This is a genomic window from Synechocystis sp. PCC 7509, assembly GCF_000332075.2.
Lineage (GTDB): Bacteria > Cyanobacteriota > Cyanobacteriia > Cyanobacteriales > Chroococcidiopsidaceae > Aliterella.
This window is the reverse complement of the sequence record NZ_ALVU02000001.1, coordinates 983,052-1,008,619: the sequence shown is the minus strand read 5'-3', so window position 1 is coordinate 1,008,619 and position 25,568 is coordinate 983,052. Positions and strand designations below refer to the sequence as shown.

Below are 25,568 nucleotides of genomic sequence, written 5' to 3'. Positions count from 1 at the left end.
GACCTACATGAATTTACGCCTATTATTAGCTCAACTTACAAAACACCATTGGTTGCTGACTATGCTGCTGTGGATTGCTTTAGCTGTCCCGGCTCAAGCGGCAGTACAATTAAGAGTTGCCGTAGAAAAAGGTATTGATCGGCTCAAAGTTGGTAGTTCAACCAATGCTGTAGTTAAGGATGTTTCTGGGCGAAAACTAGGGGACATTGCAGCAATGAATGCCTTTTATGCGACCCCCAGCGAGGGAGGAGTAGCCTTAGACACCATGCGCTCTGGCGCGGTGTGGATTGAACCATTGGCGGGGGGTTACGTATATATAGGCGACTCTTGGTATCGGGGCGAAGTTTTAGTAATTCCTTCAGAAAAAGGATTAACGGCAATTAATTATGTCGATCTCGAACAATATCTTTACAGCGTCCTAGGTAGTGAAATGAGTGCCAGTTGGCCCTTAGAAGCTCTCAAAGCTCAAGCGGTGGCGGCGCGTACCTATGCTGTCTATAAGCGTCAAAATCAACGCAATGCCTCTTACGATGTCAGCAATACTCAATCATCCCAAGTTTATAGAGGTGTCGCTAAGGAATTCAGTAGCACCCAAGCAGCAGTAAATACGACGGCGGGACAGGTACTAACTTACAATAATCAGTTAATTTTGTCAGTTTTTCATGCTTGTTCGGGTGGACATACAGAAAATGTAGAAGATGTGTGGTCTGAAGCCTTGCCTTATCTGCGTGGCGTACCAGATTACGATCAAGATGTAACTCAATGCCAGTGGGTGAAAAGCTTTTCACCAGAGGAGCTAAATAAGCGGATTTCCGGGGTAGGCAATGTAGTTTCAATTACCCCTACTCTTACTCCCTATGGCAGCCTTAGATCGATGAAAATTGTAGGGACAAGTGGTACAAAAGAGTTAAAAGGGGAAGCAGTACGCAACGCTTTGGGGTTAAAGAGTACGCGCTTTAAGATTACTCAAGAACCCACAGGGTTGCGTTTTGATGGGCGCGGTTGGGGTCATGGGCTAGGGCTGAGTCAGTGGGGCGCTTACAAGTTAGCAGCGCGAGGTATCACTTACAAACAGATTTTGGGGCATTATTACAACGGGACTAAACTTACTACGATTAAAGCTAGGTAATTGGTCATTGGTCATTGAAAATTATTACCCATTACCCATTACCCATTACCCAGATTCTCTTAATCGGCGCTGCCACTCCGCGTCAATAGAGTCTGAGTTTTCAGCTTCTTGGTCTAGCAAATCGGTTTCGGTAGTGTAGGCTAAATCCTCGTTAGCAATGACGTTTTGGGCGGCAAATTGACGGGCGTAGGCAATTTTTTGCTTAACGGTGGAGTCGGCTAATTGTAAACTGCGCTCTTGGCGTTGAGCATTGCGATCGCTTATTTTAGTATTGCGCCACTTTAACCAGAAATATCTGACCAAAGGCACGCCCAAAAAAGCCGCTCCGTACCCTAGTAGTAGCCAATAGATAGCCTGGACAAAGCCCACAAGCCCCCCGGCGGTGGCTATGTCTGATAGCAAACTACCTAAAAATAATGCTCCGCCTAAATTCAGCACTCCTAGCCCAATACTTAACCCTAGTTGTCCCGAACTTGCAGCGCTAAATTGCTGAGGCAATTCTTGTAAGTAAGGTGGAATAGCTAAAAGCTGCTGTTGCCTTGAAGCGTAAGATTGCAACTCAGGAAACACATATACAATATGTCCTTCGGGGCTAACGGTTGGTTGCCCATTAAACCTAGTTAGCACAGGCAACATATAGTCTTCGTACTCTTGAACGTAGCCGGAGCCAATATTGTCTAAATAAGGCGCTATTTGCTCTCCTACCACTGCTCCGCGATTAGTGCGAATGACGGCGGCAATTTCTTTCTGGCGGCGTTCTTCTAAATCCACGTTTGGGTTGCCATCGCCAAATAGAAACGAAAAAATTGCTTCAAAAAAGTTTAACTGACTTTCTTCTTCTCGCCGCTCTTGGTAGTGCCTATCGTAGTCTGGAGAGAATACCCCAAACCAATTAGGGCCAATCCAGTAGTAAGGCATAAAAAATGAACTACCGCCGCCGTAACTGCGATCGCTATTGCTATTATCGTCATCGTTATTTTGATTAGCGGCAGTCAAAATTACAAAAATGGTGACAATAATTAGAGCAATGGAAGCAATTAATAAAACTCCAAAAGATATACGAATCAAGTAAAACAAGACTCGCCAAACTTTTTTCCACCACTCTTGCAGGCGCAAGCGCAAAAACTTGTTTCGCAAAACCGCCCGTAGGTTTTTGGGAAATAGATAAACAATTTCCCCAGTTTCGGCTACTTGCAGGTGTCCGCCGACATCGGTGGCTAGAGCGAGTAGTCCTTGCTCGGCTAAATTTACATTAAATCCTGCCTGGGTTGCTACGTCGCCAACAGTGACGCGATAACCCAGTTGTTCCACAGCCTCCATGATGGCGGGATTTGGAGCCATGCCCTTCCCTCAAGTGAAATTATTTGGTCTACTTCTAGTATAAAGTTCTATTTCTTGGGCGTTAGCTAATGGCTTGGGTGAAAATCCGTACTTTTGTTCAAAGTAACGATTATTTTTGACTTAAATTCTCACATCTTGATTGCTAAAGTTTTCCTTTGTCAATATCAGATGGAGGTTCAATCTCTAAAAATTCCCTATATATCTTCTCTTTGTATTCTTTACCTATCTCATTCACAGCATCAATAAATGATTGATAAGTGCCTGTACCACCTATTTTTTCCCAAAACTCATTCCCTATAAGCACGACCTCATCTTCTCTCATGTTGAACCATCGGGCAGGGAAACTCCAAGCATAATCTTCCTTACGCCCATAAGGATTATACAGTAGTGCATAATAGGCTCCATCAATTTTTAATGGTTCCATGCTACGGAGTTTCAGAATTTTTTCCTTACTAACTTTAGTTTGGTCGCTGTTAGGAAGTGGCGCTTTAAGCTCGAAAGCATACCTTTTATTATTTACTCTATCCTCTGCGTAAACATCACACACTATAGTTACGGGTATATCTTCTCCACCACCTTCTAAAATAAAGGCTAATTCTTCATTCCAATCCGGTTTTATTCTCTTTCGTCCTTTTTCTGGATGCTCTAGCTTATTTAACACTTGTGTAATTCTTCTAAGCCTTTCTTCTTTAACTGTTCCACTGATACTATGACCCACAACTCCATAACCTAAGCCTTCTTTTGCAGCTACTACAGCTAATGTTTCCCACGCCTTCCCAAATGAAGTAACAAATCTTCTTTCAAAATGCGAACCCTTAAATATTTCATCAGGAATTAATGCTGCATAGAGAGGTTTATCAGCTTGATATTTTTCCTTTATAAAAGGATCTGTATTAAGCACTCTATTCATCACCTTATCCATCATTATTTTGATAACAGATTGGATAGCAAGTTTCATTTCCTGCGAGTCAGCCATTTATGTAAAATCCTCTCATGAAAATTTCGATTTTATCTATTTAACGCTTTCGCCAAATGAACACAGATTCATAAAATTCACCAGATCGCCTTCCTGTTCTACGGTTAACATGGCGCTGAATAATAGCTTCTACTTCTACACCTAAAATATCTGCTATCCCACTGTACAAATTAGCTTTGTCACCTGCTATTACAATCAGAGGGCTTCCAGCTTGCATAGAACCCATTACATTTTGAAAAACTGCCGCAATATCTTCTTGATATTGTTTTTGAGCTTTTTTACTTGAACCATTAACTGCTGCTCCTATTTCCCAATCTCTTTTATCTTCTAATCCAAATAAATGATAAGCATAAGCGTGTTGCTCATGGTAGTCAATTAAACCAACATAAGGAGGACTTGTAATTGCTCCATGTATCAAAGGAGGAGGTGTATTACGACTATCTGCATGACAGCTAATTGTTGTAGCATTCGTGCGTATGTGCGAAAATTCTTCAATTCTTTTAATGGTGTCAAGGCTATATCTTTTTAAAAACTTTAATGCTCCTCCCGTAGGTTGGCATACTCTAGAATGTTTGTAACACCAGTAAGGCTCATTTTGAGGTTTTTTAGGAAAATCTAAATCGAAGTGTGTAGTCAGACGAGCAGAACGCGCTGAACGTGAAAGTATAATTTTAAGTAAATTTTGATATTCATATTCTTCATTTTCAATCAATTGGAGATATGTTAACAACTCGCTTAAAGCTTGCGGTGCAAACCATTGGGTAAGATAACTATCTTCTGTTTTTGGTGAGAGTACATTATTATTACAACTTGTTTCTAATAAATAGAGTTGTTGAGACCCTCTTTGAGTCATACTATAAGTTTTATTAAAAATATCCATAATTTCTTTGTGAACTTTTAACAAATCGTACTTAGTAGTTTTGGCTCTGCTTAGAAGTATGTTAAATGCGGAAACATCATAACCAATTGAGTTAATCCCAAGTTCATTAGCTTGAACTAAAGTGGTGCCAGATCCACAAAAAGGATCTATAACAGTTTGACCAGCTATAAAGTATTTTCGTAGGAAAATTTCAACTAATTGAGGAATGAACTTACCTAAATATGGATGGAGTCTATGAACGTGCTTTGTCCGCTCTTTTTCCGGTAATTCTTTCTCACCCCAGTTCAAATTTAGGCTGTTTAAAGTAGTATTTCTAGTAACATCATAGGGTATAGTATTAGGTTCGGTACTTAAATACATTGGTACTTATTTTATTTGTCTTTATTTATTAATATACAACGAATTTATTATTAAAATAAAACAGTTATCGCTACCTGTTTGGTGTCTAGATATAAATTTATATGTATGAATACAACTCTAATATTGAAATTGACGACACTAACAAACTATTTTAGGCTTTTTAAAGTAAATAAACTATTATGAGTCTAGGTTGTGAATATTTTGCTCCCAGTTTGCACCATCAAAAGGGACTATTTCAAAGCGAGATAGGGTGTTTTCGCCATCCAGACAGCGCAGATTGACACTGAAACCGTCGGGATGCGATCGCGGTGTATAAAAGCTATGGATGCCACAAATTCGGCAAAATGTATGTTTGGCAACGCCTGTATTAAACGTATAAGTGGTTAAGGCTTCCACACCTTGCAATAAAGTAAAGCTTTCAGAGGGGACAATTAAATGCAAAAACCCTTTTTTTAAACAAATTGAACAGTTGCATTCATCTACTTTATATTTGTCTACAACTACTCGAAACCTTACTGCGCCGCAATGACAACCGCCTTCAAAAGTATCTGAGTTAGTCATAACTAATTCTTAAGGAGTTTTTCTAGCTTAGAAACACGAGCTTGCAATTTATTTACTTGATCTTTGGTTTCAATTGCTAAAGTCGCCAGATTGTCAAACATTTGTTCGCGGCTCAATTGTGGCTGTTTGCGCCCGGAATTTGATGGAGATGGAGATACGGGGGTTTGTCCTCTACTTATTTGGCTAATTTGAGCTTCTAGACGATTTAGCCGCGATTCTATCCTAGAGATGTCTGCTTGGACGTTAAACTGTGATGATTGGGAAAAAGCCGCACTATTTAACCCATACCAGCTAATTATTACCAAAATTGTTGTGAGACAAAGTATTAAAACTTTCTTGTACATTGTTAGTCTGGTTGTAAAGATGCAAATAATTGTTGCCAATTGTTCGATGGATTGGTACTTTCGATAGCTTTGACTTCAAAAGTTACATTGCTTGCTTGAGGTTGGGATAATGCTTCAATACAAAGGAGTGCGATCGCATCTCTGCTAACTTTCCCTCTAATATTGTCTCCTTGCTCAAATATTAATTCTTGAACGCCAGTTTCCTCCGTCAACGCGCAAGGTCTGATAATTGTATAAGGAATTTTACTTTCTCTTAAACTATCTTCCCCGCACAATTTCCAAGTTAGAATACCTCCCAATTGCTCATTCATTCTCACTGCGGGGGGTTCTTCTGCAAGGTTGATACCGGGACGATTGGGACGAGTTACACCCGCCGAACTAATTAAGACAAATTGTGGCAAGGTTTCACCACCATAAGCTTTAATCGATTCTACTTGCAAAGCAAAATGACCCGGCGTAAAGTTGGGGTTTAATTCGCCGTCGTACTCAAACTTACTGAGCATTAATTGCAAAGAGCAAATATTTTGAGCGTTGATTAATTCGTTAGTATCTAAGGTTTTAGCCCGAAACACTGGCACTAATTGGTTAAAAGGAATCCGTACATCTATCCAACTATTATTTACGGTATCGAAAGAGTAGGAATAGCCGACACCATCCCACTTTGACTCTGTACGCGCTAGAAATTTGTAACGTTGACCATCGCCTTTAACGCGCAGTTCTATACCTTCATAGTTAGATAAATTAAATGGCTGCGCAATATTTTTAGTTCTTACAGAGGCAAAACCCCCGGAGTTTTGAGTAGATACATTGCCTGTAAATACTGCCATATTATCAACAAATTTGATCTCGCTTTCACTCACGCCACCCATTACCACATCATCCACTGCGCCCCAAATCTCTTTTAAATCCGTCGAGGGATTAGCAAAGTCAAATATAAGTTTGTCTGTAGATTTATTGAGATACTTCGCCGCCGCTTGAACGAGATTTTTTACGCCCAAATATTCCACATTTTCCGGTGTATCGCCGACAATTTCTGGCTGATAGAATTTAATCCCTTGATTGTACTTAGCCCTATCTGGCGAGTCTCCTTCCACTGGCTGAACTTTTACCGATGTACAACAAATTACTGCTTGTACGTTTGCCATGAGTTCCGGTGTTAAGGTTTCTGGCTTTGTAATATCACCCTCGATTAATTCTACATTTTGGGGAAGAATTGATTTAGCGCGATCGCAATTTCTGACCAAACACCGCACTTGATAACCGAGATCGACTAATTTCTGTACTACGCGCTTACCTACGCCACCTGTCGCCCCAGCTACTAAAACAATTCCCATACTTTTACCAATAAACCTATTTTTATTATCGTTACCTGAGAGCAACCGTTGCAGGCAGCCAATAAACGGAATAATGTCAAAGTAAGCCAGAGTTTTTACAAATCTACCGATATCCCACGAGGGCTTTTTTTGATTCATACTACTTTGTAAAATTCATCAATTAACGCCTCAGCCTCAATTTCTACTAACATCTCAGGGGAAATTAAGCGCTTTACTTCTACCATTGTTGTAGCTGGTCGAATTTCACTAAAAAATTCGCCGTGTGCTTTACCGATTTTTTCCCATTCATCAATATTCGTGACGTAAATTCGCGTGCGAACAATACTATTCAAGCTTGCGCCTGCCGATTGTAATGCAGATTCAATATTTCGCAGAATTTGGATAGTTTGCTTATAAGCATCGCCCACACCGACAATTGCGCCACTATTATCCGTTGCGGTTGTACCAGAAACATAAACAAAGTTAGCGATCCGAACTGCCCGCGAATAGCCTACAATTGGCTCCCAATGGCTTCCAGTTGAAATGTTTTGTCTGTCCATTATAAATTATTACCTTAATAACCTTCTTATTTTCTAGTTTAAAATTAAGCGATGGAACAGGAAGATATAAAAACTATTAATACTGGAAACCTTTTGATTGTCGATATGGATGGAACAGTGCGATCGCCTCGTTCTGATAATAAGTTTATCCAACGTCCGGGAGATCAAAAAGTTATCCCAGGGGCGGATGGTGCGATCGCCTATTTTGTAAGCGAAGGCTGGAAAGTAATCGGCGTAACCAATCAAGCGGGTGTAGAAGCGGGTAAAAAATCCTTAACTAGCTGCGTCAAAGAACAACAGCAAACAATGATTCTACTCCCAGAAATTGAAGAAGTTTACTTTTGCCCAGATTTTGCCGGAAAAAAATGCTTTTGCGTCACTCCAAAAGAAGTAAAAGACTATAGCAAACATCCACTATCGGGAACTTTTCGCAAACCAAACCCCGGAATGCTATTGCTAGTGATGGACTTGCACAAAGCCGACAAAATTATGTTTGTAGGCGATCGCATTGAAGATAAACAAGCCGCCCAGTCTGTAAAGCTCTGCGCGGGGAGTATCCCCGGCGCAAGACTTTACGCCAAAATCAAGTTTCAACAAGCTGACAACTGGCGGAGAACCTATGGCGATTTCTGAAATTGCCATAGTAGCGATTTCTAAGATGTTTAACTCAAATATTCCTATAACTATGCTGCAATTTCAACCGCCTGGCTTTATTCAACAAGCTGTAAATACTTCTTTAGGAAAAATGGTCTACTACAGCGCTGTAAATGCCTTAGAACAGCAATTACCGCCGTTAATATTTCTACATAGTTTTGGCGGTGGTGCTTCAGCTTACGAATGGTCTAAGGTTTATCCAGCATTTACTAACAACTACCGCGTTATTGCGCCAGATTTAATTGGTTGGGGTGCATCTGCTCATCCTGTACGCAACTATGTAGTTGACGATTACCTAACAACTATTGCCGAATTTATCTCCCTTGTTTGTCCTTCTGGGGCGATCGTTGTCGCGTCTTCTCTAACAGCAGCTATAACTATTCGCCTAGCAATCCAACAGCCACATTTATTTAAGGCTTTAATCTTAGTTTCGCCATCAGGGTTTGATGATTTTGGACAAGGTGCGGGGCGCAGAATACCATTACAAGTTATCAATACACCATTTCTTGATCGCTTAATTTACACTTTGGGCGCTGAAAATGAAATTGCCGTGCGTAGTTTTCTAGAACGATTTTTGTTTGCCAATCCTAGCCGCCTCTCTCCAGAAATAGTCCAAGCTTATCTGGCTTGCGCCCAACAGCCTAATGCTATTTATGCCGCTCTTGCTTTTTTACGGGGCGATCTTTATTTTGATTTGTCTTTATATATTCAACGCTTAACTACTCCTACAGTTATGTTGTGGGGGAAATCTGCACAGTTTACAGATATAAAACTAGGGCAACGTTTAGCACAACTAAATCCTGCCACAATTGAGATTCAAGAGATTTCTGGAGTAGGTGTATTGCCTCATTTAGAAATGCCAGAAATAATAATTGGCTTATTGCAACATTACTTAGTTAAAAATATTGTTAGCAGCGAAGGAAACTTACAATTTTAAAGTTCGTCTTGCTATTTAGAACCTCTTTATGCTTAAATTTGCACTTAAATAGGTAGATTTGCAATTTTTTTAAAAATTAAATAAATGTGTCTAGAGAGAGAGAAAAAAAAGGAACAATTTACATTTTTTAAAATCTAAGCTATTAAGAGAACAATGAATAAATCTTTTACGAGGAATCTTTACTAATGGCTATTTTTATCAATCGCTTACAAGCAGGAACCGCCGGACTAATGGCGATCGCCCTCAGTGCGGGTAGTGTCGCACCTCTATTTATCTCTGCCCCGGTTTTTGCTCAAAATACAAGTTTTAATGATGTATCTAGCAATTATTGGGCAAGTCCTTTTATTGCCGAACTTGCTAGACGCGATATTATTGCTGGATTTCCTGATAATACTTTCCGCCCCGATCAACCCGTAACCCGCGCCCAATTTGCGGCGATTGTCCGTAAAGCTTTTGCAAAAAGCCCCGAACGCAATGCCATTAATTTTACTGACGTATCAGCAAATTATTGGGCATCTAGTGCCATTCAAGAAGCTTATAGAACAGGTTTTCTTTCCGGCTACCCAGGAAATCGCTTTCAACCAGAACAAAATATTCCCCGCGAACAAGTTTTAGTATCTTTGTCTAGTGGTTTAGATTACAACTCCAACAATTCAACGGTTCTCAGCCAATACTATAGCGACGATAACAGTATCACTAGCTACGCTCGTAACCCTATTGCCGCCGCAACAGAAAAAGGAATCGTAGTCAATTACCCCAATGTTAGATTCCTCAACCCAACTCGTACAGCAACCCGCGCTGATGTATCAGCTTTTATCTACCAAGCTTTGGTAGATGCGGGGCAAGTATCGGCGATTAATTCTGCTTACGTTGTCGGTCAGCAACCCCAGCCCACTACTCCCACTACACCCCAAGCGATAACAATTCCGTCAGGAACTACTATCCCGGTTAAATACGACCAAGCAGAACGAATCTTAGTCACAAGGGAAGAAACTGCTCCTTTAACTTTGACAGTGGCACAAAACGTTGTTACCAGTAACGGCACAGTTTTAATCCCTGCACGCAGTAAAGTAGTCGGAGAGTTGCGCCCAGCAAATAATGGCTCTCAATTTGGCTCGCAATTTTATGCTCAAGAATTAGTATTTCCTGATGGTCAGAAATATAACATTAGCGCTACTTCAAACGTAATTACCAAAACTGAGCGCATCCGCAAAGGTATTAATGTGGGGAATGTAGTTAAAAATGCGGCTTTAGGGGCTGCTGCTGCTGCCGCAATTTCAGCCGTAACCGGCGATCGCGCGTTGGCAACGGAAGAAATTTTAGGCGGTGCGGGTATTGGCACTTTGGTCGGCTTGTTTCTAGGCAGAAAAGTTGTCGATTTAATCGCCATCGACCCTGATACGGACTTGCAACTAACCCTAACTTCTAATTTGGTGCTAAATCGCTAAGATAGGGGCAACCAAACTATAAACTTTGTTCCTAACCCATTAGATGCAGGGCTGAAAACTTCAATTTCACCCTGCATTTGTGTTACTAATTCTTTAGCGATCGCAAGTCCCAATCCTGTACCCGGAATTGCTGAATTTTCCTGTACTCCTCGGTAATGCCGCTCGAAAACTTTTCCCAAATCAGCAGGGGGAATTCCTAACCCAGTATCGCTAATGGCTATACCTTGTAAACTGTCTCCCCAAATGCCAGATTGAATATTAATTTGTCCGCCTTTGGGAGTGTATTTCAAAGCATTATCAATCACATTGCTCAATAGTTCCCTTAAAGCTCCTTCGTCAGCTTTGACGGCGGGTGCATTCATCGGAATGTCTGCTTCTAAACGTAAATTTCGCTCAAGAGCGATCGCCCGTGCTGATTCTACAAGCGGCGCTAATACATTGGCAACTACACATAATTGGCTATTTGCCGCCGTCAGTAATGGCAAAGATTTTACCTTAGTTAAAGCCGGAGCTAAAGCTTTTTGGGCTTCTAAGTCATCCACCGTCAAATCTATTGCCCGATCGAATTGTTTAAGCAATTCTTGCAGGCGATCGCTTTCTCTGACAATATTATCCGCTACGGCTCTATTCGCATCGTCGGGGGCAAAGCGTTTGAGCAATAGCTTACCAAAGGTTCGCAGCGCCGTTAAAGGGTTGCGGAATTGATGTAATAAGTTATCTAGTAAATCTCTTTGCTGTTGCTGTAAATGCTGCTGCTTTGACAATTGCTGCTCTACCCAAACTCTACGCCGATCTAACGAACAAGCGATCGCTAAAGTTTGAGCAATGGTCTCAATTTCTTGACGCTCGGCTTCATTCCAGGCTCTGTCTTCTCTCCCAGTTACGAGCAATCCCATCAACATCCCTTCATAAATTAATGGCAATACAATTTGTCTAGTAGGGCTTAATGACGGCGTTGGCGCTTGCCAAAATTCTCTGGCTGGCAATGGTACAGAGGTAGGGGCAATATTTGGTAGTAACTTCGGTGAAGTATTTTCCCTTACTTCGTGTAGCATCCCTCCTGAAACCTTTGCTTTTTGCCAAGCAGCTAAATCGGGATAAGCAAATACGGGAATTAACTTAGCTTGGCTGCTTTCTTTTTCTACCAATTCCTCTGTCAAATAAACCATGCTCCATACCGCTCCCAACCTCTGGGTGAGCGCGGCAACTTGGATTTGGCATAGAGCAACAAAATCAGAACTGGTCAGCATTCTTTATGTACTAAAACTTATTCAGCTTGCCTACACTACCGGGACTTTTGCCTCATATTAACAAGGTAATTGGGCTATGAGATGTTTTCAGCCTTTGAGCGAGAGATTTTTATATCAAGCGTAGTTCTTTAACAATTATTAACTTTATTAAACAACTTCTTAACCTTTGCGGCACTTTTAAACCATATCTTGATAACTTTGTATCAAATACTTAACATAAGTTGATTTTAAAAATTCAGAACGATATACTGGCGACGGAAATTGTAACCATAACTACAATATTTCATTGTTTAGAGAGGAGGACAAAAAGTTGGCAAGGAGACGCAAGCGGAAAAGTCGTCGTCGTCAAGAGGGTCGCCGAATCCTGGAAAACGTGCCTCAATTTAGTATCGAAAGTGGAGAAGATAAGCCTGTGACCGCCGCCAGAAAATATATTCAAGCGGAGGGCATCTTACCACCAGCGTTGCTACTTGTGAAACGGAATGAACACACAACGGATCGTTACTTCTGGGCAGAAAAAGGATTATTTGGGGCGCAGTACGTTGAGGAGAATCATTTTTTGTTTCCTAGTCTGCGGTTTTTAGAAAATCCCACAGAGAAGGAATTGGTGACGATACGCAAGTAGGCGTGACAGGAGTTTAGTTAAATGGTATTGATCGGCTATAAATCCTTTAAACAATTATTTATGAGGTTTTTTAACAGAAATACCAGGGTGTGAATCGTTAGTTTTAGTCAAATTTTAACCCTACTCAAGCCTCTAGTTTGGGTGGGGTAATTTTTTGGACAATAAATATTTATTCGCGATCGCCTACCTCGGTCAAAGGAATAGCCTGTCGAAGTTCAAGAATTTCATCGCGGTGAGCTTTGATCCAAATAGTCACATTCTGACTGCTTGTAGGTTGCAATTTTAGAGATACTTGTTCGATGCGACCAGCTTTTTTCCAATAAAAAATACCCGCCGCCGGGGACGCAAGCACCAATAACAAAAAAACTTTACCTAAGTTGGGAAACAGGAGCGACAAAGCTAAGACTAAGCTGAGAATACCCGCACTGGCGAGGATGGTTAGAAGCATTGCTAGAAAAATACTAGGTCTAACCATACCCGTAAAAGTAACAGAGTTATTTTCTTTATCTATACTGGCAACGCGGTAGGCTCGAATGTCAAAATACTGTTGTAATTGAGCCATGAGAGTTGCTTCCGGTTGCTGAGAAATTAATTCTATTTGCTCAGTACGATCTTTAGCAGAGGCTCGGATAAAGAAAAACAAGCCCGTTGCTAACACCAAAGTCAAGACAAAAAGTGAGGGAATAGTAGCAGTATTCACGGCTATTGGGGTTAAAACTCATACCAACTTCTTTATTATTGGCTACCCTGGGTTAGTAATGATATATTCTCGCCAAAGACGAGCCAAGTCTTGAGATTGGGTTTGCCACTGGGGACTAATTTGATACATTCTCCTGGGGCGACCTCGCCCAAGGACTTTTTTCCAGTAACCAGTAATGGCTTTTTCGTCTTCTAGAAACTTAATGGCGCTATACAAAACTGTGTCAGACAGGCGATAGCGTGGATGCTCGGTTTCAAGCATGGTAATAAGCTCTGTACCGTAAGATTCTTTTTCAACTAAAACGGAAAGAACATAACATACTGCAAGTTCTTGACCTAAATAAGTTGGAGGACGATGGCGAAAAAACTCATAGATATGCTCAAGTTTCATTTGTCGCTCTCCTAGTAAAGTTTTCATAGACATAGGATGTGAATTAATTTTCGCGGCGGCTTGAGACAGGGTGCTAAAAGAAGTTATAAAAAAATCCAGTAAACTTTATTTTTCTCGGATTGTCAATTAACCTCGCAGCTACTTATATATTTGTGAATTTTTATAGAGATTATGGGCGGAAAAACTAAAAAAAACAACGCCAGTCAAAATGTTTAAAGCTTCAATTTACTATTGTTACAGCCATAATTTTGAGGGCCGTTAACTCGATTTACAAAACTTTTGAGATAATTTGAGACACAGGCTGTCCTAAAGTAGATTTGAGGCAATTTTAAACGGTTTATCTCGGTTTGTCTGCCAAGATCGCACTTAGTACCTTTTTTAGCTATGATGCGATAGCGCCAGCGCGCTCGCAGAGCTTCGCCTTTTAAACTTGCTAAATCAATAATTGTAGTGAATTGCTCAAATATATTTAATTAGGTATAGATTCATAGCACCGATACCGGAAATTATTTATTGTGGACAAATCTGTTTCTAAATCCGCTCCCGCCGCCCTTGGGCAAATAGCTGTTGCTTTTCGTTTAGCAGGTTGGGCTAGTTTCTGGGTTCAGTTAGTGTTGGGGGTAGTGTCTACCTTAGTTTTAATTTTTGCAAGTCTTGGGCGCGATATAGCTACTCAAGGGCAAAGAAATACCGGAACTGGCATCGGCATAGTTTTTGCTGTCAGTGGAATTATTACTTTAGGAATTGGGGGCTATATAGCTTTTCGTTATACCCGCATTGGTAGGCGTTTGCAATCGCCTAATCCCAATAACCGTCCGCGTAAAGCCGATACAATTCAAATTTTGCGATTGGGGCTAATTGTGAATTTGGTAGGCACTTTATTAACTATTTTAGGGGCGCAGGCGATCGCCGGAATTTTGCTATTGCGTTCTTTATCTTTACCTCAAGGTTTTGGGGCGGCTATTTATAATCCTCAACAACTTATCCGCCCAGTAGATATTTTTGTAGTCCAAGCAAATACTAATACCGTTGCGGCTCATTTTGCTGGACTAATAGCAACGCTATTTTTACTCAATCGCGTTACCAAATGAACCAGAGGAGCTATTATAAGCTGAATTATGGGCAGAAAAGTTAGGTAATAATCCGTGCTGGATATTAAACAAATTAGAGAAAATCCTCAAAAGGTACAAGAATTACTAAGTCGTCGTGGCGAGTACGATTTAGAGCCAATTTTGCAGTTAGATAAACAGATGCGAGAACTTGAGGCTAAAAAATCGCATCTCCAAGCCCGGAGTAATGAAATTGGTAGATTAGTCGGGCAAAAAATGAAAGCTAATCCTCAAGAGGGGGAAATTGCCGCTTTAAGAACAGAAGGAAACGAAGTTAAAGCTCAAGTAAGCGAATTAGAACCCCAAGAAACGGAATTAATAGAGGAGTTGAGGACGTTACTTTTAGCTTTGCCAAACTTGCCTAGTGACGCTACACCAGTAGGGAAAAGCGAAGATGAAAATATTGAAGTTCGCCGATGGGGGGATGAATTTATCCCGCAAAACTCTGATATTTTGCCTCATTGGGAAATTGGCGAACAACTAGGAATTTTTAATTTTAAGCGATCAGCAAAAGTTGCCCAAAGTCGCTTTGTGACTCTGTTAGGGGCGGGGGCAGCTTTGGAGCGGGCATTAATTCAATTTATGCTAGAGCGCCATATTGAGGCGGGGTATATTGAGGCAATGCCGCCAGTATTAATTAATACTCAATCATTAACCGCTACAGGACAGTTGCCCAAGTTTGCCGAAGAAAGCTTTAAATGCGCCGAAGATGATTTATGGCTAAGTCCAACGGCGGAAGTACCGATTACAAACCTGTACAGAGAGGAGATTTTAGCGGCGGAAAACTTACCAATTTATCATTGTGCCTATACGCCCTGTTTTCGGCGAGAAGCTGGCTCTTACGGGCGCGATACGCGGGGTTTAATTCGCCTGCATCAGTTTAATAAAGTTGAATTAGTCAAGTTTGTTCATCCAAGTAATTCCGAAGACGAGCATCAAAAATTAGTCCAAGATGCGGAGGCTATTTTACAAGCCTTAAAGTTGCCTTATCGAGTTTTAGAGCTATGTAGTGGCGATATGGGGTTTTCGGCGGCGAGGTGCTACGACTTAGAAGTATGGCTACCATCGGCAGGGAAATATCGAGAGATTTCTAGCTGTTCCAACTGTACCGATTTTCAAGCACGTAGAGGGCAAATCCGCTTTAAGGAAGCTGGGAAAAAAGGCACGCAGTTCATTCATACCCTAAATGGTTCGGGATTAGCGGTAGGTCGCACAATGGCAGCAATTTTAGAAAATTACCAACAGCCTGATGGGACGGTGAGAATACCTGGCGTATTACAAACTTATTTGAAACGCGAAGTCTTATAACTTACTAGCTTTGAAGCTTGCTGTCATTTTTTATAATACAAGTCTTCTTGAACCCAAACCTTGCTTTTTACCTGCTGTATAGATTCCCTGACCAGATAAGTACACCAACTAACTATTCCCAGCAACTTGCAGCCATCTTCAATTAAATCTGCCAAATTAGGTTTTAGTAAGTGAAAAGTCTGCTGGAACAAGTCGATGAAAATTGACAACCCAAAAAAGTTAAGAGCTAAAAGCAAAAACAGAAATTCTGTTTTAAAAATTGTCTTTCTAAATCTCGCCAGGTAAGCTAGCAGTGCTGATACATAACCAACGTAAAAAAAATTTTCAGAGATATTCAAGTAGTCAGGAAAGACGCTTTCGTGGATCAAGAAAAAATCGTCGAATAGCAGAATAATCGTTAAAACGCTTGAGAATAAAAAAAATGAGGTAATCTCGGTGTTTTTGACACCTCCTCGGAAGACTACAAAGCTAAATAAGCAAATAGCGGCAGAAGAACACCATAGCAAAATACCAAGATTTGAGAGTAAGCCAATATAAAATGGTTCTCCCATTATCGCTGACGGATCGCGAGTGAAATATGATACTGATATTCCAGCTACTTGACTTGCCAGCGTTAGGGCTAGTAATGCCAGCAGTAATGGTACATAAATACAAATCAACACTGGGAGCAGGGCTTTTACTTGGTAAATCCAGATCGATTTCACGGACATAATGACCTGCCTATGCCTACTGCAACTCACATCTCTAACCCAATTCGGTATTCATTATGGTTAGATTAGGTAAATATTAACACAAGGTTAATGCTTATAAGTCAGGCTTTGGATCGCTATAGATGCGATAAGATAACCTCCCTCTCCCGCTTCTCACCTGTAGTTATGTCTAAGGCTAGTGGGTGCGATCGCATTATTTAGTCTTAAACCTACATCTTTGTAATTCCTCCGTGCTTCACCCCGTCCAAGGCGACATCAGCGTAGAATTAAAGAAATGTTGCGTTTAATTAAAATTTGCTATGTCAGTATTGGCAGCGATCGCCGTTTTAGCGGTGCTTATAGTAGTACACGAACTTGGACACTTTGTAGCCGCCCGTTCTCAGGGTATTCATGTCAACCGTTTTTCTTTAGGTTTTGGCCCGGTTTTATTTAAGTACCAGGGTCCAGAAACAGAATATGCTGTTAGAGCTTTTCCCCTCGGTGGCTTCGTTGGTTTTCCCGATGATGACCCCGATAGCAAGATTCCCGCCAATGACCCCGATTTGCTCCGCAATCGTCCGGTAATCGATCGCGCGATCGTAATTAGCGCTGGAGTTATTGCAAATTTAATTTTTGCTTACTTACTTCTAGTTACACATATTGGTTTTGTAGGTATTCCCCAAGCTAGTTTACCGGGCGTTTTAGTTCCAGAATTAGCCGCCAATGTCAGCCGAGTTGCAACCGATGCGGGAATTAAACCCGGCGATGTAATTTTGGCAGCAGGCGATCGCACTTTTGGTAATTCCCTTCAAGAAATGGAGGCGTTAAGCCAAATTATCAAAACTAGCGCAGGTCAACCACTCCAGTTAAAAATTGAGCGTAAAAGCGAGCAATTAACCGTCAATGTGACCCCAGAAGCTAAAAGCGGCGATCGCGGTAGTATTGGCATTGCCTTAGCTCCTAATGGCAGCGTAGAACGTACAAAAGTGGGTGTATTGGATGCTTTTGGCGCGGCGGCGACAGAATTTCAACGAATTGTCGTGTTAACAATTAGTGGTTTTGGGCAACTAATCGGCAATTTTAGCGAAACGGCGGGTCAAATTTCTGGGCCGGTGGCGATCGTTAATTTTGGTGCAAAAATTGCTAGTTCTGATGCGGCTAATTTGCTTCAATTTGCGGCGTTAATTAGCATTAACTTAGCTGTAATTAACATTATGCCCTTACCTGCTTTAGATGGCGGTCAATTGGCATTTTTGTTATTTGAAGCAGTGCGCGGTAAACCTTTACCATCAAAAATTCAAGATGGGGTAATGCAAACCGGGCTAATGTTATTGTTAGGTTTGGGCATTTTCTTAATTGTGCGCGACACGGCAAACTTGGAGTGGGTACAAAAACTGTTTCAGTGAGCATAACTCGCAAATGGGCAGCTAAAAAGCAACGGGCGTTAGAAATTTTGGTGCGTTTGAAAACTCTTTATCCAAACGCACCTTGTACGCTCGACTATGCAACCCCCGTACAACTTCTGGTAGCAACTATTTTATCGGCGCAATGCACCGACGAGCGAGTTAATTTAGTTACGCCAGAGTTGTTTCGCCGTTTTTCTGATGCGGCGGCTTTGGCGAAGGCTGATATTGAAGAATTAGAAGTTTTAATTCGTTCTACAGGCTTTTATCGCAATAAATCTAAAAACATCAAAGCGGCTTGTGCTTTGTTAGTGCAGGAATTTAACGGACAAGTACCTGCAAGTATGGAGCAGTTATTAAAGCTTCCAGGAGTAGCGCGAAAAACTGCCAATGTTGTGTTGGCGCATGGTTACAACATCAATGCTGGGGTAACGGTAGATACTCATGTTAAACGTTTGTGCGATCGCCTGGGCTTAACGGAATATTCCGATCCCATCCGTATTGAGCGCGATTTGATGCGCTTGTTGCCTCAGCCAGACTGGGAAAATTGGTCAATTAGATTGGTATATTACGGGAGAGCAGTTTGTAAAGCGAGAAGTCCGCAATGCAGTGTTTGCATCCTTGCAGATTTGTGTCCGTCGGCGGTTTTACCAGATTGACGAGGGAATCTACAAAGCTACCGTTTGACCAGTTTGAGCAGAGCGCCTAGCTGCATCAGCAACTTTGAGAGCGTACAGGCTGGCGGCAGAACTTACATATACTTGCGTACCATTAATTAAATGCTCTAATACCATAGCTGTATCTTTGGCAAATAAACCCCGGCGCGTCCCTATTTCAATAGGTTTTGTCCCTTCAGAGTTGATTAATTTGCCGTCTTCTTTGTCAAAACTTAAGCCGCCTTTTTCGCCATCAACGGTAAATTTGCGCTCTTCTAGCCAAATAGTTTCGCCTTTACCATAAACAACTTCGGCTATAAGTCCGCTAGTAAATTGCAACTGCGTTGTACACAAACAAGCTTTGAAAAACTCTCCATCCATTCCCCAATAGCGGTTTTGACAGCTAATAGTTGCAACAGTACCAAATAAATCAGTTAGGCGGTGAAGCCGCGATACTGCGCCACTTAGGGGAAAGCCGAATAATGTTTTGTTGTAAGTCCAACGTTGGGGTGCGGGGGATTGGTGATTTAGGGTACTGTAACGGGCGTAAAATGGATTGCCAATTGCTGCTAAATTTTCTTTTAAGGCTTGGTGCAATCCGCCGAGTAATTCGATGTGTTCTACGTGCAGTAGTTTATTTTGCCTGGAAGCTAGGTTAATTAGTTCTTCCGCTTCGTATACGTCTAAAGATAAAGGATACTCAACTACAACGTGTTTGCCTTGTTGCAAAGCTTGACGACAAACTGCGCCATGTTCGCTATTGATAGTTGCCACAATTACTAAATCTATATCTAAGTTTAGTAAGTCTTTTATAGATGCGATCGCCTCCACATCGTATTTTTGCGCAAATTCGGCGGTTTTCTCTGGCGTACTACCAACTACTGCTACTAATTTAGCGCGATCGTCTTGCTGTAATATTTCGGCTCTAAGCTTTGCTACATAACCTGTGCCAACTAAACCTACTCTAATCGGGGTATTTGTTTCTAATGAATTAACCATAATTTCCTTTACTTTTATTTGTTGCGTTTAATGCGTCTAATTTGCTCGGACTCTTCTAATATTTCTTCCATTCCTCCGCCGGCAATGTTTTGAACATAGTTAATTTTAATTTCTTCTAATAAGTCTACGAGCAAAGTTTGAATTTCTTTACGGTTATGTTCTTTCTGTAATTCTCCTTCTAAATTTTTACTAAAATTATTAGTTAGCTGCTGCCAAATTTTTGCGCTTTGCGGATCGTCTACAACACTTACAATTGCACTATAAGCAGATTTGGCTATTTCACTTGCTAATTGCTTGGGTAAATTACTTACTCCTGGCAGGTTTTGAAGTTGCTTGTATACAGGAGATTGGTTAAGAATGGTTTGTAGATTGTAATGGATTAGTGCTTCTACATCTGGCTGGATTTTTGGCATAACTTGATGAACGCTTAATTTTACTATGCGAGAAGCAATCGCGCTAATTTCATTAGTGTTGTTAATGTCTATATAACCACTACTTTTAGAACGTAGTAATCGGCGACTAATGCTACCATTAGTAATTGCTTCTTGAAGCTGATCTATAACTCTAATTCCCACAACTTCGGTAATTTCTTCGGCAAAGTTGGCAACAAAATCGTGGTTAATTTGCGATCGCACAGGTTCAAGGTTTAGTAGCTGAGATTGGTACAGGCGAATCGTTACCGGAATTACTCGCAACCACTGAAAAACAGGTAATAGTAAAAAAACATCGTACCATCGCCGCAATATTGCTTCTAATAAACTTAAACGATTGCGGAGACTAATAAAAAACGCCCTAATTAAAAAATCCATGCCAAAAATAGCTATAAATGGTAAATCTATCAACCAAAACTTATCTATAAATTGTCCTGTTTCTCCTATATCTCGATAATAATTAGTTGCAATTAAAGGGCGTAACTGGGTATTGAAAAAGTTAATTTCTTTTTCCCAACCTACTTGAGACAGATACAATTGACTCCAAAATAATGTAAAGGCTTCGTGGGCGGAGGCTTCTATAGTGCGATTATTAAAACTAGCGACATGAAGACGCATTAATCGTTTGATTTTGGCTAAACTGCCAGTTTTTCCGGCAACATCAAAAGGATTGTCTTCAATCATTTCATTGCTAAGTTGGCGCAACTGTTGTAGCACGCTTTCAACTTCCGACGATTGCAACCCAGCTTGCTCAATTTGGGTTTCTAATTGCTCAACTTTATCAAGATATCTTTGAGTTTCACGGTGAGGTTGTATACCCTTAACTTCATCATAGTATCTAACTATTGTTGGTGCTTCAGTAAAGTAAAAATCTCGCCAAGGTATGTAACTAAAATCGAAACCTACTAACACTAAATTTGCAACGGCAATAATTGCTAGTAATTTTTCTAACCAAAGATTGCGGCGAGAAGATTTTTTTTTAGCTTTGACTTGTTGAACAGATAACATAGCTCAAATACAAGGCGAATTAGGTAGATATTTAGGCGTTTGGGTAAAAAATGGGCATGAAATACGAAGCTCTGCGATCGCACTCTAAAATAGCATTATCTGTTCTGCCTACCCTCAACAATGGTTAAGATAAAGACATATTGGCAGATTCTGTAGTGATAATGACTTCAACTGTTGTAAAATTGCCTCGCTTAAATTCTCCTACCCTCCATCAGCTACCCAACGGTTTGACAATTGTCGCCGAGCAAATGCCCGTAGAAGCCGTCAACTTGAGTTTGTGGGTTAATGTAGGTTCTGCTAATGAACCTGATGAAATTAATGGGATGGCTCACTTTCTCGAACACATGGTTTTTAAAGGTACTAAGCGCATTGTAAGCGGAGAATTTGAGCGCCGCATCGAAGAACGAGGAGCGGTTACAAATGCTGCAACTAGCCAAGATTACACTCATTACTACATCACCACTTCCCCAAAAGATTTTGCCAGCCTAGCACCTCTGCAAATTGATGTTGTGCTTAATTCTTTGATTCCCGACGATGCTTTTAGTCGAGAAAAGTTAGTTGTATTAGAAGAAATCCGCCGCTCTGATGATAACCCGCGTCGGCGCACCTTTGCCCAAGCAATGCAAACCGCCTTTAATCGTTTACCTTATCGTCGCCCGGTACTAGGAGAATTTGAGGTAATTTCTCAGCTACAACCGCAACAAATGCGCGATTTTCACTCATCTTGGTATCAACCAAAGTCTATTACCGCCGTAGCTGTGGGGAATTTACCTGTAGACGAATTAATTAAAATTGTCTCTAATAGTTTTACTGAAGCTACTAACCCTTTACCAGTTGTTAATCATCAACCCTTAGCAAATACCCTCACGGAAGAACCTGCTTTTACAGAAATTGTCCGCCACGAGTTAAAAGATGATAGCCTGCAACAAGCTCGATTAGTTATGATTTGGCGCGTTCCAGGATTGAGTAATCTTCAAGAAACCTATGCTTTAGATGTTTTGGCAGCAATTTTAGGTTCGGGGCGGACTTCAAGGCTAGTGCGAGATTTGCGAGAAGAAAAAGGACTGGTTTCAAGTATATCTGTAAGCAATATCACTCAACGCTTGCAAGGTACTTTTTATATTTCTGCAATCCTTCCAGTAGAAAATATAGCTCAAGTAGAAGCAGCCATCGCCCAGCACATTTATACTATTCAAACTCAGCCTGTAGCAGAATGGGAAATTGCCCGGATTCGGACTCAAGTAGCCAACCGATTTATTTTTGCTAACGAAACTCCGAGCGATCGCGCGGGTTTATACGGTTACTATCAATCTATGGTGGGAAACCTAGAACCAGCCTTTGATTACCCGTCACGGATTCAAGCCCTAAAGGCAGAAGTAATGCAAACCGCCGCCCAAAAGTATCTCAGCGCTAATGCTTACGGTGCGGTTATTCTCAAGCCTTAAATTAACTATGTGGACGCAAATAGCCGCGCATATCTCCCAAGTTCAACCACAGTTTAAAATTAACAGTCATCGCCCGGTAAGTGGTGGCTGTATAAATCAAGGCTACGCAGTTAGCGATGGAGAGCGCACTTATTTTGTAAAATTAAACGAAGCTTCTAAAGTTAAGATGTTTGTCGCCGAAGCATTAGGATTGCAGGAAATGGCGCAAACAAATACTATCCGCGTCCCAAAACCGATTTGTTGGGGAATCGCTGAAAATTCTGCTTACATCGTCTTAGAGTGGCTAAATTTAGCTGTAACGGCTACCTTTTGGCAACAAATGGGGCGCAATTTAGCCGCAATGCACCGCACAACTAGCGCTAACGGTTTTGGGTGGGAACAAAATAATACTATTGGTTCTACACCGCAGATTAACAACTGGACAACTGATTGGGTAGAATTTTACGCTACTCGTCGTTTAGGCTATCAATTTCAATTAGCTAAACGCAAGGGGGGAAGTTTCCCGCAGCAGGAACAATTGTTAGCATCTCTCCCCCAATTGCTATCGCACCAAGTGCAACCATCTTTAGTACATGGCGACTTATGGGGAGGTAACGCCGCTTGTACGGAACAAGGAGAACCCGTAATTTTTGACCCTGCAACCTATTATGGCGATCGCGAAACCGATATTGCAATGACAGAATTATTTGGCGGGTTTCCGGCGGCTTTTTACTGCTCTTACAACGAGGCTTTCCCCTTAGAATCAGGTTACGAGCAACGCAAAACTTTGTATAACTTGTACCACATTCTCAATCACTTCAATTTATTTGGTGGTGGTTACGAATCCCAGGCTAATCGCATGATTTCTCAGATTATAGGTTGACATTGTGGATAAGTCGCTTGTAAAAAATATTAGCGCGATCGCATTGATAAACTTATCCGCTTTAAATTCTCTTTAACTTCCATTACCCTTACCTTTACAACTTGTCCAACCTTGACAAATTTATTAGGATCGTCTACAAATTTATCTGCCATTTGCGATATATGCACTAACCCATCTTGATGCACACCAATATCTACAAATGCACCGAAATTAGCTACATTTGTAACCACTCCCTCTAACTCCATTCCCACAGTTAAATCTCTAATCTCTTTCACTCCTGCTGCAAAGGTTGCATACTTAAATTCTGCTCTTGGATCTCTGCCAGGTTTTTCTAATTCGTTGATGATATCGCGCAATGTAGGCTCGCCAACGGTAACGGTGACATACTTTTGCAAATTTATTGATTTAAGCTGCTTGGATGCTTGGGAAATCTCCGCTAATGGCACATTTAAGTCACTGAATATCGCTTTTACAACAGCGTAACTCTCTGGATGTACAGCAGTATTGTCTAAGGGGTTTTTTCCGCCACTAATCCGCAGAAATCCCGCCGATTGTTCAAAGGTTTTTGCGCCGAGTTTGGGTACAGATAATAATTGAAAGCGCTCGCTAAATGCGCCGTGTTTATCTCTATAAGTAATAATATTTTTAGCGATCGTGGCATTAATTCCCGAAACAAATCCTAGAAGCTCTCCTGAAGCGGTGTTGAGATTCACACCTACATAGTTAACGCAGCTTTCTACCGTCTCATCTAGCTTTTGTTTGAGTAACTTTTGATCGACATCGTGCTGATATTGTCCCACACCAATAGATTTAGGATCGATTTTTACAAGCTCTGCTAAAGGATCTTGCAAACGCCTACCAATACTAATCGCACCGCGTACTGTAATATCTAAATCGGGAAACTCAGCGATCGCAATTTCACTAGCAGAATAAATTGATGCTCCCGATTCGTTTACCATAACTTTAACGGGCTTAGTTGCTAATTTTTCTATAACTTCAGCAACAAATTCATCGGTTTCTCTCCCTGCTGTACCATTACCAATTGCTATTAGTTGAATATTGTATTTATTAATTAATCTTTCAATTGTTTGACTTGCTTGCTGGCGTTGTGATGCAGCAGAGTGAGGAAATATCGCTTGATATTCCAAAAACTTGCCTGTGTTATCAATAACTGCTACTTTACAACCAGTTCTAAACCCTGGATCAATTGCTATAGTTGGTTTCATCCCGGCGGGACTGGATAGCAATAATTCTCTTAAATTACTTTCAAATGTTTTAATAGATTCAATGTCTGCGTAAGTTTTTCTATTAGCAATTACTTCGCTAATTAAAGATGGCTTCATTAAGCGATTGAAAGCATCTTTGAGCATAACTCGATAAAACTCTCGAATTTCCTTGTTTTTAGTTTTAATTTCCCGATCTTCTAAATAACTTAATACTACAGATTCATCAAAATCAAGGTCTAAATTAATAATTTTCTCCGCTTCACCGCGCAAAAGAGCTAACATATTGTGCGAAGCAATATTTTTGACGTTAATTTGGTAGTCGCGGTACATTTCGTACTTGGTACTACCTTCGGGATGATCTTTTTTGATTTTTGCTCTAAATACGCCCGATTTTAGGAAATATTCGCGCACGTAAGCACGTAAATTAGCCTTTTCTGCTACTTCTTCCGCCAAAATATCCGCCGCACCTTTTAGCGCTTCAACGGTGGTATTTACGCCTTTATCTACAGAAATATATTTTGCGGCTTCTTCTTCCAAAGAACTATCAACAAAGTTTGCTTTAATAAATTCTGCTAAGGGTTGTAAACCTTTATCTTTAGCAATAGTGGCTTTCGTGCGCCTTTTGGGTTTGTAAGGTAAATAAAGATCCTCAAGTTCGGTTTTTTGCAAACAAGAGTCAATTTTGAGCTTTAGTTCCTCTGTAAGTTTACCAAGGTCGGCGATCGCATTTATAACCGTCGTCTTTCGTTCTTCAAGTTCGCTGAGGTAAGTAAATCTATCCGACAATTCCCGCAACTGAATTTCGTTCATTTCTCCCGTGCGTTCTTTGCGGTAACGAGCAATAAAGGGAATTGACGCAGATTCTGCAAATAATTCTAAGGCGTTCTTAACTTGAGAAGGTTTTAGGGAAAGCTCTTTAGTTAAAAACTGAGCAATATCTACCATAAGTAAATCTAAAATAATT

At 40.9% G+C, this 25,568-nt stretch carries 25 protein-coding genes; 11 read left to right on the top strand and 14 right to left on the bottom strand.

All coding sequences use genetic code 11. The annotated features are described in order from the left end of the window. The first annotated feature begins 7 nt into the window (after window positions 1–7). Window positions 8–1,129 (top strand): SpoIID/LytB domain-containing protein, encoded by a 1,122-nt coding sequence (locus SYN7509_RS0205190; protein WP_009633212.1) that lies wholly within the window; start codon window positions 8–10, stop codon window positions 1,127–1,129. 45 nt (window positions 1,130–1,174) lie between these two features. Here SYN7509_RS0205190 and SYN7509_RS0205185 read toward each other — a convergent pair whose 3' ends face one another. The 7 genes from SYN7509_RS0205185 to SYN7509_RS0205155 all read right to left on the bottom strand — a co-directional run bounded on the left by SYN7509_RS0205185 (window position 1,175) and on the right by SYN7509_RS0205155 (window position 7,464). Continuing rightward, window positions 1,175–2,470 (bottom strand): hypothetical protein, encoded by a 1,296-nt coding sequence (locus tag SYN7509_RS0205185; RefSeq protein ID WP_009633211.1) that lies wholly within the window; start codon window positions 2,468–2,470, stop codon window positions 1,175–1,177. Window positions 2,471–2,612: 142 nt separating this feature from the next. Then, window positions 2,613–3,446 carry a TdeIII family type II restriction endonuclease gene (locus SYN7509_RS0205180; RefSeq protein ID WP_009633210.1) on the bottom strand — a complete coding sequence of 278 codons (834 nt, stop codon included), beginning with the start codon at window positions 3,444–3,446 and terminating at the stop codon, window positions 2,613–2,615. A 40-nt stretch (window positions 3,447–3,486) separates the two neighbouring features. Further along, window positions 3,487–4,686: a DNA methyltransferase gene (locus tag SYN7509_RS0205175; RefSeq protein ID WP_009633209.1), complete on the bottom strand. Its 1,200-nt coding sequence runs from the start codon at window positions 4,684–4,686 to the stop codon at window positions 3,487–3,489. A gap of 177 nt (window positions 4,687–4,863) precedes the next feature. Beyond that, window positions 4,864–5,247 carry a GFA family protein gene (locus SYN7509_RS0205170; RefSeq protein WP_009633208.1) on the bottom strand — a complete coding sequence of 128 codons (384 nt, stop codon included), beginning with the start codon at window positions 5,245–5,247 and terminating at the stop codon, window positions 4,864–4,866. A 2-nt stretch (window positions 5,248–5,249) separates the two neighbouring features. Continuing rightward, a complete protein-coding gene (locus SYN7509_RS0205165) occupies window positions 5,250–5,591 on the bottom strand; it encodes a valyl-tRNA synthetase (protein ID WP_009633207.1) in 342 nt (113 codons plus the stop codon). 2 nt (window positions 5,592–5,593) lie between these two features. After that, a complete protein-coding gene (locus SYN7509_RS0205160; protein WP_009633206.1) occupies window positions 5,594–7,063 on the bottom strand; it encodes a CIA30 family protein in 1,470 nt (489 codons plus the stop codon). Next, a complete protein-coding gene (locus SYN7509_RS0205155) occupies window positions 7,060–7,464 on the bottom strand; it encodes a RidA family protein (protein WP_009633205.1) in 405 nt (134 codons plus the stop codon). The genes SYN7509_RS0205160 and SYN7509_RS0205155 overlap by 4 nt, the downstream gene beginning before the upstream one ends. A gap of 51 nt (window positions 7,465–7,515) precedes the next feature. On the opposite strand from SYN7509_RS0205155, the gene SYN7509_RS25155 reads away from it, so the two are divergent. From SYN7509_RS25155 to SYN7509_RS0205140, 3 genes are all read left to right on the top strand, one after another. Continuing rightward, window positions 7,516–8,097, top strand: a complete 582-nt coding sequence (locus SYN7509_RS25155) for an HAD-IA family hydrolase (RefSeq protein WP_009633204.1) — start codon at window positions 7,516–7,518, stop codon at window positions 8,095–8,097. Next, window positions 8,084–9,055 carry an alpha/beta fold hydrolase gene (locus SYN7509_RS25150; protein WP_009633203.1) on the top strand — a complete coding sequence of 324 codons (972 nt, stop codon included), beginning with the start codon at window positions 8,084–8,086 and terminating at the stop codon, window positions 9,053–9,055. Before SYN7509_RS25155 ends, SYN7509_RS25150 begins: the two co-directional genes overlap by 14 nt. A gap of 185 nt (window positions 9,056–9,240) precedes the next feature. Next, the gene (locus SYN7509_RS0205140) at window positions 9,241–10,503 is read left to right on the top strand and encodes an S-layer homology domain-containing protein (protein ID WP_009633202.1); all 1,263 of its coding nucleotides are present in this window, start codon (window positions 9,241–9,243) and stop codon (window positions 10,501–10,503) included. Here SYN7509_RS0205140 and SYN7509_RS0205135 read toward each other — a convergent pair. After that, entirely contained in the window at window positions 10,500–11,753 is a 1,254-nt protein-coding gene (locus SYN7509_RS0205135; RefSeq protein WP_009633201.1) for a GAF domain-containing sensor histidine kinase, read from the bottom strand. The two genes, SYN7509_RS0205140 and SYN7509_RS0205135, sit on opposite strands and share 4 nt — an antisense overlap. A 310-nt stretch (window positions 11,754–12,063) precedes the next feature. Between SYN7509_RS0205135 and SYN7509_RS0205130 the strand changes: the two genes are divergently transcribed. Beyond that, window positions 12,064–12,378 (top strand): DUF3155 domain-containing protein, encoded by a 315-nt coding sequence (locus tag SYN7509_RS0205130; protein ID WP_009633200.1) that lies wholly within the window; start codon window positions 12,064–12,066, stop codon window positions 12,376–12,378. A gap of 169 nt (window positions 12,379–12,547) precedes the next feature. On the opposite strand, the gene SYN7509_RS0205125 is transcribed toward SYN7509_RS0205130, so the two are convergent. Together SYN7509_RS0205125 and SYN7509_RS0205120 are read right to left on the bottom strand one after the other, a co-directional pair. Then, window positions 12,548–13,078: a cofactor assembly of complex C subunit B gene (locus tag SYN7509_RS0205125; protein ID WP_009633199.1), complete on the bottom strand. Its 531-nt coding sequence runs from the start codon at window positions 13,076–13,078 to the stop codon at window positions 12,548–12,550. Window positions 13,079–13,120: 42 nt separating this feature from the next. Next, a complete protein-coding gene (locus tag SYN7509_RS0205120; protein ID WP_369792221.1) occupies window positions 13,121–13,501 on the bottom strand; it encodes a PadR family transcriptional regulator in 381 nt (126 codons plus the stop codon). A gap of 482 nt (window positions 13,502–13,983) precedes the next feature. Here SYN7509_RS0205120 and SYN7509_RS0205115 point away from each other — a divergent pair, with 482 nt between their 5' ends. Together SYN7509_RS0205115 and serS are read left to right on the top strand one after the other, a co-directional pair. Continuing rightward, on the top strand, window positions 13,984–14,559 hold the full coding sequence (locus SYN7509_RS0205115; protein ID WP_009633197.1) for a DUF3611 family protein: 576 nt from the start codon (window positions 13,984–13,986) through the stop codon (window positions 14,557–14,559). A gap of 54 nt (window positions 14,560–14,613) precedes the next feature. Further along, window positions 14,614–15,885 (top strand): serine--tRNA ligase, encoded by a 1,272-nt coding sequence (serS, locus tag SYN7509_RS0205110; RefSeq protein WP_009633196.1) that lies wholly within the window; start codon window positions 14,614–14,616, stop codon window positions 15,883–15,885. Between the two features lie 23 nt (window positions 15,886–15,908). On the opposite strand, the gene SYN7509_RS0205105 is transcribed toward serS, so the two are convergent. Then, complete coding sequence (locus tag SYN7509_RS0205105) at window positions 15,909–16,595, bottom strand: hypothetical protein (RefSeq protein ID WP_009633195.1); 687 nt, start codon at window positions 16,593–16,595, stop codon at window positions 15,909–15,911. Window positions 16,596–16,894: 299 nt separating this feature from the next. On the opposite strand from SYN7509_RS0205105, the gene rseP reads away from it, so the two are divergent. Both rseP and nth read left to right on the top strand, forming a co-directional pair. Beyond that, window positions 16,895–17,980 (top strand): RIP metalloprotease RseP, encoded by a 1,086-nt coding sequence (gene rseP, locus SYN7509_RS0205100; RefSeq protein ID WP_009633194.1) that lies wholly within the window; start codon window positions 16,895–16,897, stop codon window positions 17,978–17,980. Then, window positions 17,977–18,636, top strand: a complete 660-nt coding sequence (gene nth, locus SYN7509_RS0205095) for an endonuclease III (protein WP_009633193.1) — start codon at window positions 17,977–17,979, stop codon at window positions 18,634–18,636. Before rseP ends, nth begins: the two co-directional genes overlap by 4 nt. 9 nt (window positions 18,637–18,645) lie before the next feature. On the opposite strand, the gene SYN7509_RS0205090 is transcribed toward nth, so the two are convergent. Continuing rightward, window positions 18,646–19,632: a Gfo/Idh/MocA family protein gene (locus tag SYN7509_RS0205090; protein ID WP_009633192.1), complete on the bottom strand. Its 987-nt coding sequence runs from the start codon at window positions 19,630–19,632 to the stop codon at window positions 18,646–18,648. A gap of 14 nt (window positions 19,633–19,646) precedes the next feature. Then, window positions 19,647–21,071, bottom strand: a complete 1,425-nt coding sequence (locus tag SYN7509_RS0205085) for a hypothetical protein (RefSeq protein ID WP_009633191.1) — start codon at window positions 21,069–21,071, stop codon at window positions 19,647–19,649. 161 nt (window positions 21,072–21,232) lie between these two features. Here SYN7509_RS0205085 and SYN7509_RS0205080 point away from each other — a divergent pair, with 161 nt between their 5' ends. Continuing rightward, window positions 21,233–22,516, top strand: coding sequence for a M16 family metallopeptidase (locus SYN7509_RS0205080; RefSeq protein ID WP_009633190.1), 1,284 nt, complete (start codon window positions 21,233–21,235; stop codon window positions 22,514–22,516). A 7-nt stretch (window positions 22,517–22,523) separates the two neighbouring features. Further along, window positions 22,524–23,378 (top strand): fructosamine kinase family protein, encoded by an 855-nt coding sequence (locus tag SYN7509_RS0205075; RefSeq protein ID WP_009633189.1) that lies wholly within the window; start codon window positions 22,524–22,526, stop codon window positions 23,376–23,378. A gap of 29 nt (window positions 23,379–23,407) precedes the next feature. Here the strand turns inward: SYN7509_RS0205075 and SYN7509_RS0205070 are convergent, their stop codons facing one another. Further along, complete coding sequence (locus SYN7509_RS0205070) at window positions 23,408–25,549, bottom strand: Tex family protein (protein WP_009633188.1); 2,142 nt, start codon at window positions 25,547–25,549, stop codon at window positions 23,408–23,410. Window positions 25,550–25,568 lie beyond the last annotated feature (19 nt).

Bases quoted from the DNA above. Each gene is read 5' to 3' on its own strand.
- SYN7509_RS0205190 (WP_009633212.1), top strand. From the start codon at position 8: ATGAATTTACGCCTATTATTAGCTCAACTTACAAAACACCATTGGTTG.
- SYN7509_RS0205185 (WP_009633211.1), bottom strand. From the start codon at position 2,470: ATGGCTCCAAATCCCGCCATCATGGAGGCTGTGGAACAACTGGGTTAT.
- SYN7509_RS0205180 (WP_009633210.1), bottom strand. From the start codon at position 3,446: ATGGCTGACTCGCAGGAAATGAAACTTGCTATCCAATCTGTTATCAAA.
- SYN7509_RS0205175 (WP_009633209.1), bottom strand. From the start codon at position 4,686: ATGTATTTAAGTACCGAACCTAATACTATACCCTATGATGTTACTAGA.
- SYN7509_RS0205170 (WP_009633208.1), bottom strand. From the start codon at position 5,247: ATGACTAACTCAGATACTTTTGAAGGCGGTTGTCATTGCGGCGCAGTA.
- SYN7509_RS0205165 (WP_009633207.1), bottom strand. From the start codon at position 5,591: ATGTACAAGAAAGTTTTAATACTTTGTCTCACAACAATTTTGGTAATA.
- SYN7509_RS0205160 (WP_009633206.1), bottom strand. From the start codon at position 7,063: ATGAATCAAAAAAAGCCCTCGTGGGATATCGGTAGATTTGTAAAAACT.
- SYN7509_RS0205155 (WP_009633205.1), bottom strand. From the start codon at position 7,464: ATGGACAGACAAAACATTTCAACTGGAAGCCATTGGGAGCCAATTGTA.
- SYN7509_RS25155 (WP_009633204.1), top strand. From the start codon at position 7,516: ATGGAACAGGAAGATATAAAAACTATTAATACTGGAAACCTTTTGATT.
- SYN7509_RS25150 (WP_009633203.1), top strand. From the start codon at position 8,084: ATGGCGATTTCTGAAATTGCCATAGTAGCGATTTCTAAGATGTTTAAC.
- SYN7509_RS0205140 (WP_009633202.1), top strand. From the start codon at position 9,241: ATGGCTATTTTTATCAATCGCTTACAAGCAGGAACCGCCGGACTAATG.
- SYN7509_RS0205135 (WP_009633201.1), bottom strand. From the start codon at position 11,753: ATGCTGACCAGTTCTGATTTTGTTGCTCTATGCCAAATCCAAGTTGCC.
- SYN7509_RS0205120 (WP_369792221.1), bottom strand. From the start codon at position 13,501: ATGTCTATGAAAACTTTACTAGGAGAGCGACAAATGAAACTTGAGCAT.
- SYN7509_RS0205105 (WP_009633195.1), bottom strand. From the start codon at position 16,595: ATGTCCGTGAAATCGATCTGGATTTACCAAGTAAAAGCCCTGCTCCCA.
- rseP (WP_009633194.1), top strand. From the start codon at position 16,895: ATGTCAGTATTGGCAGCGATCGCCGTTTTAGCGGTGCTTATAGTAGTA.
- SYN7509_RS0205090 (WP_009633192.1), bottom strand. From the start codon at position 19,632: ATGGTTAATTCATTAGAAACAAATACCCCGATTAGAGTAGGTTTAGTT.
- SYN7509_RS0205085 (WP_009633191.1), bottom strand. From the start codon at position 21,071: ATGTTATCTGTTCAACAAGTCAAAGCTAAAAAAAAATCTTCTCGCCGC.
- SYN7509_RS0205080 (WP_009633190.1), top strand. From the start codon at position 21,233: ATGACTTCAACTGTTGTAAAATTGCCTCGCTTAAATTCTCCTACCCTC.
- SYN7509_RS0205075 (WP_009633189.1), top strand. From the start codon at position 22,524: ATGTGGACGCAAATAGCCGCGCATATCTCCCAAGTTCAACCACAGTTT.
- SYN7509_RS0205070 (WP_009633188.1), bottom strand. From the start codon at position 25,549: ATGGTAGATATTGCTCAGTTTTTAACTAAAGAGCTTTCCCTAAAACCT.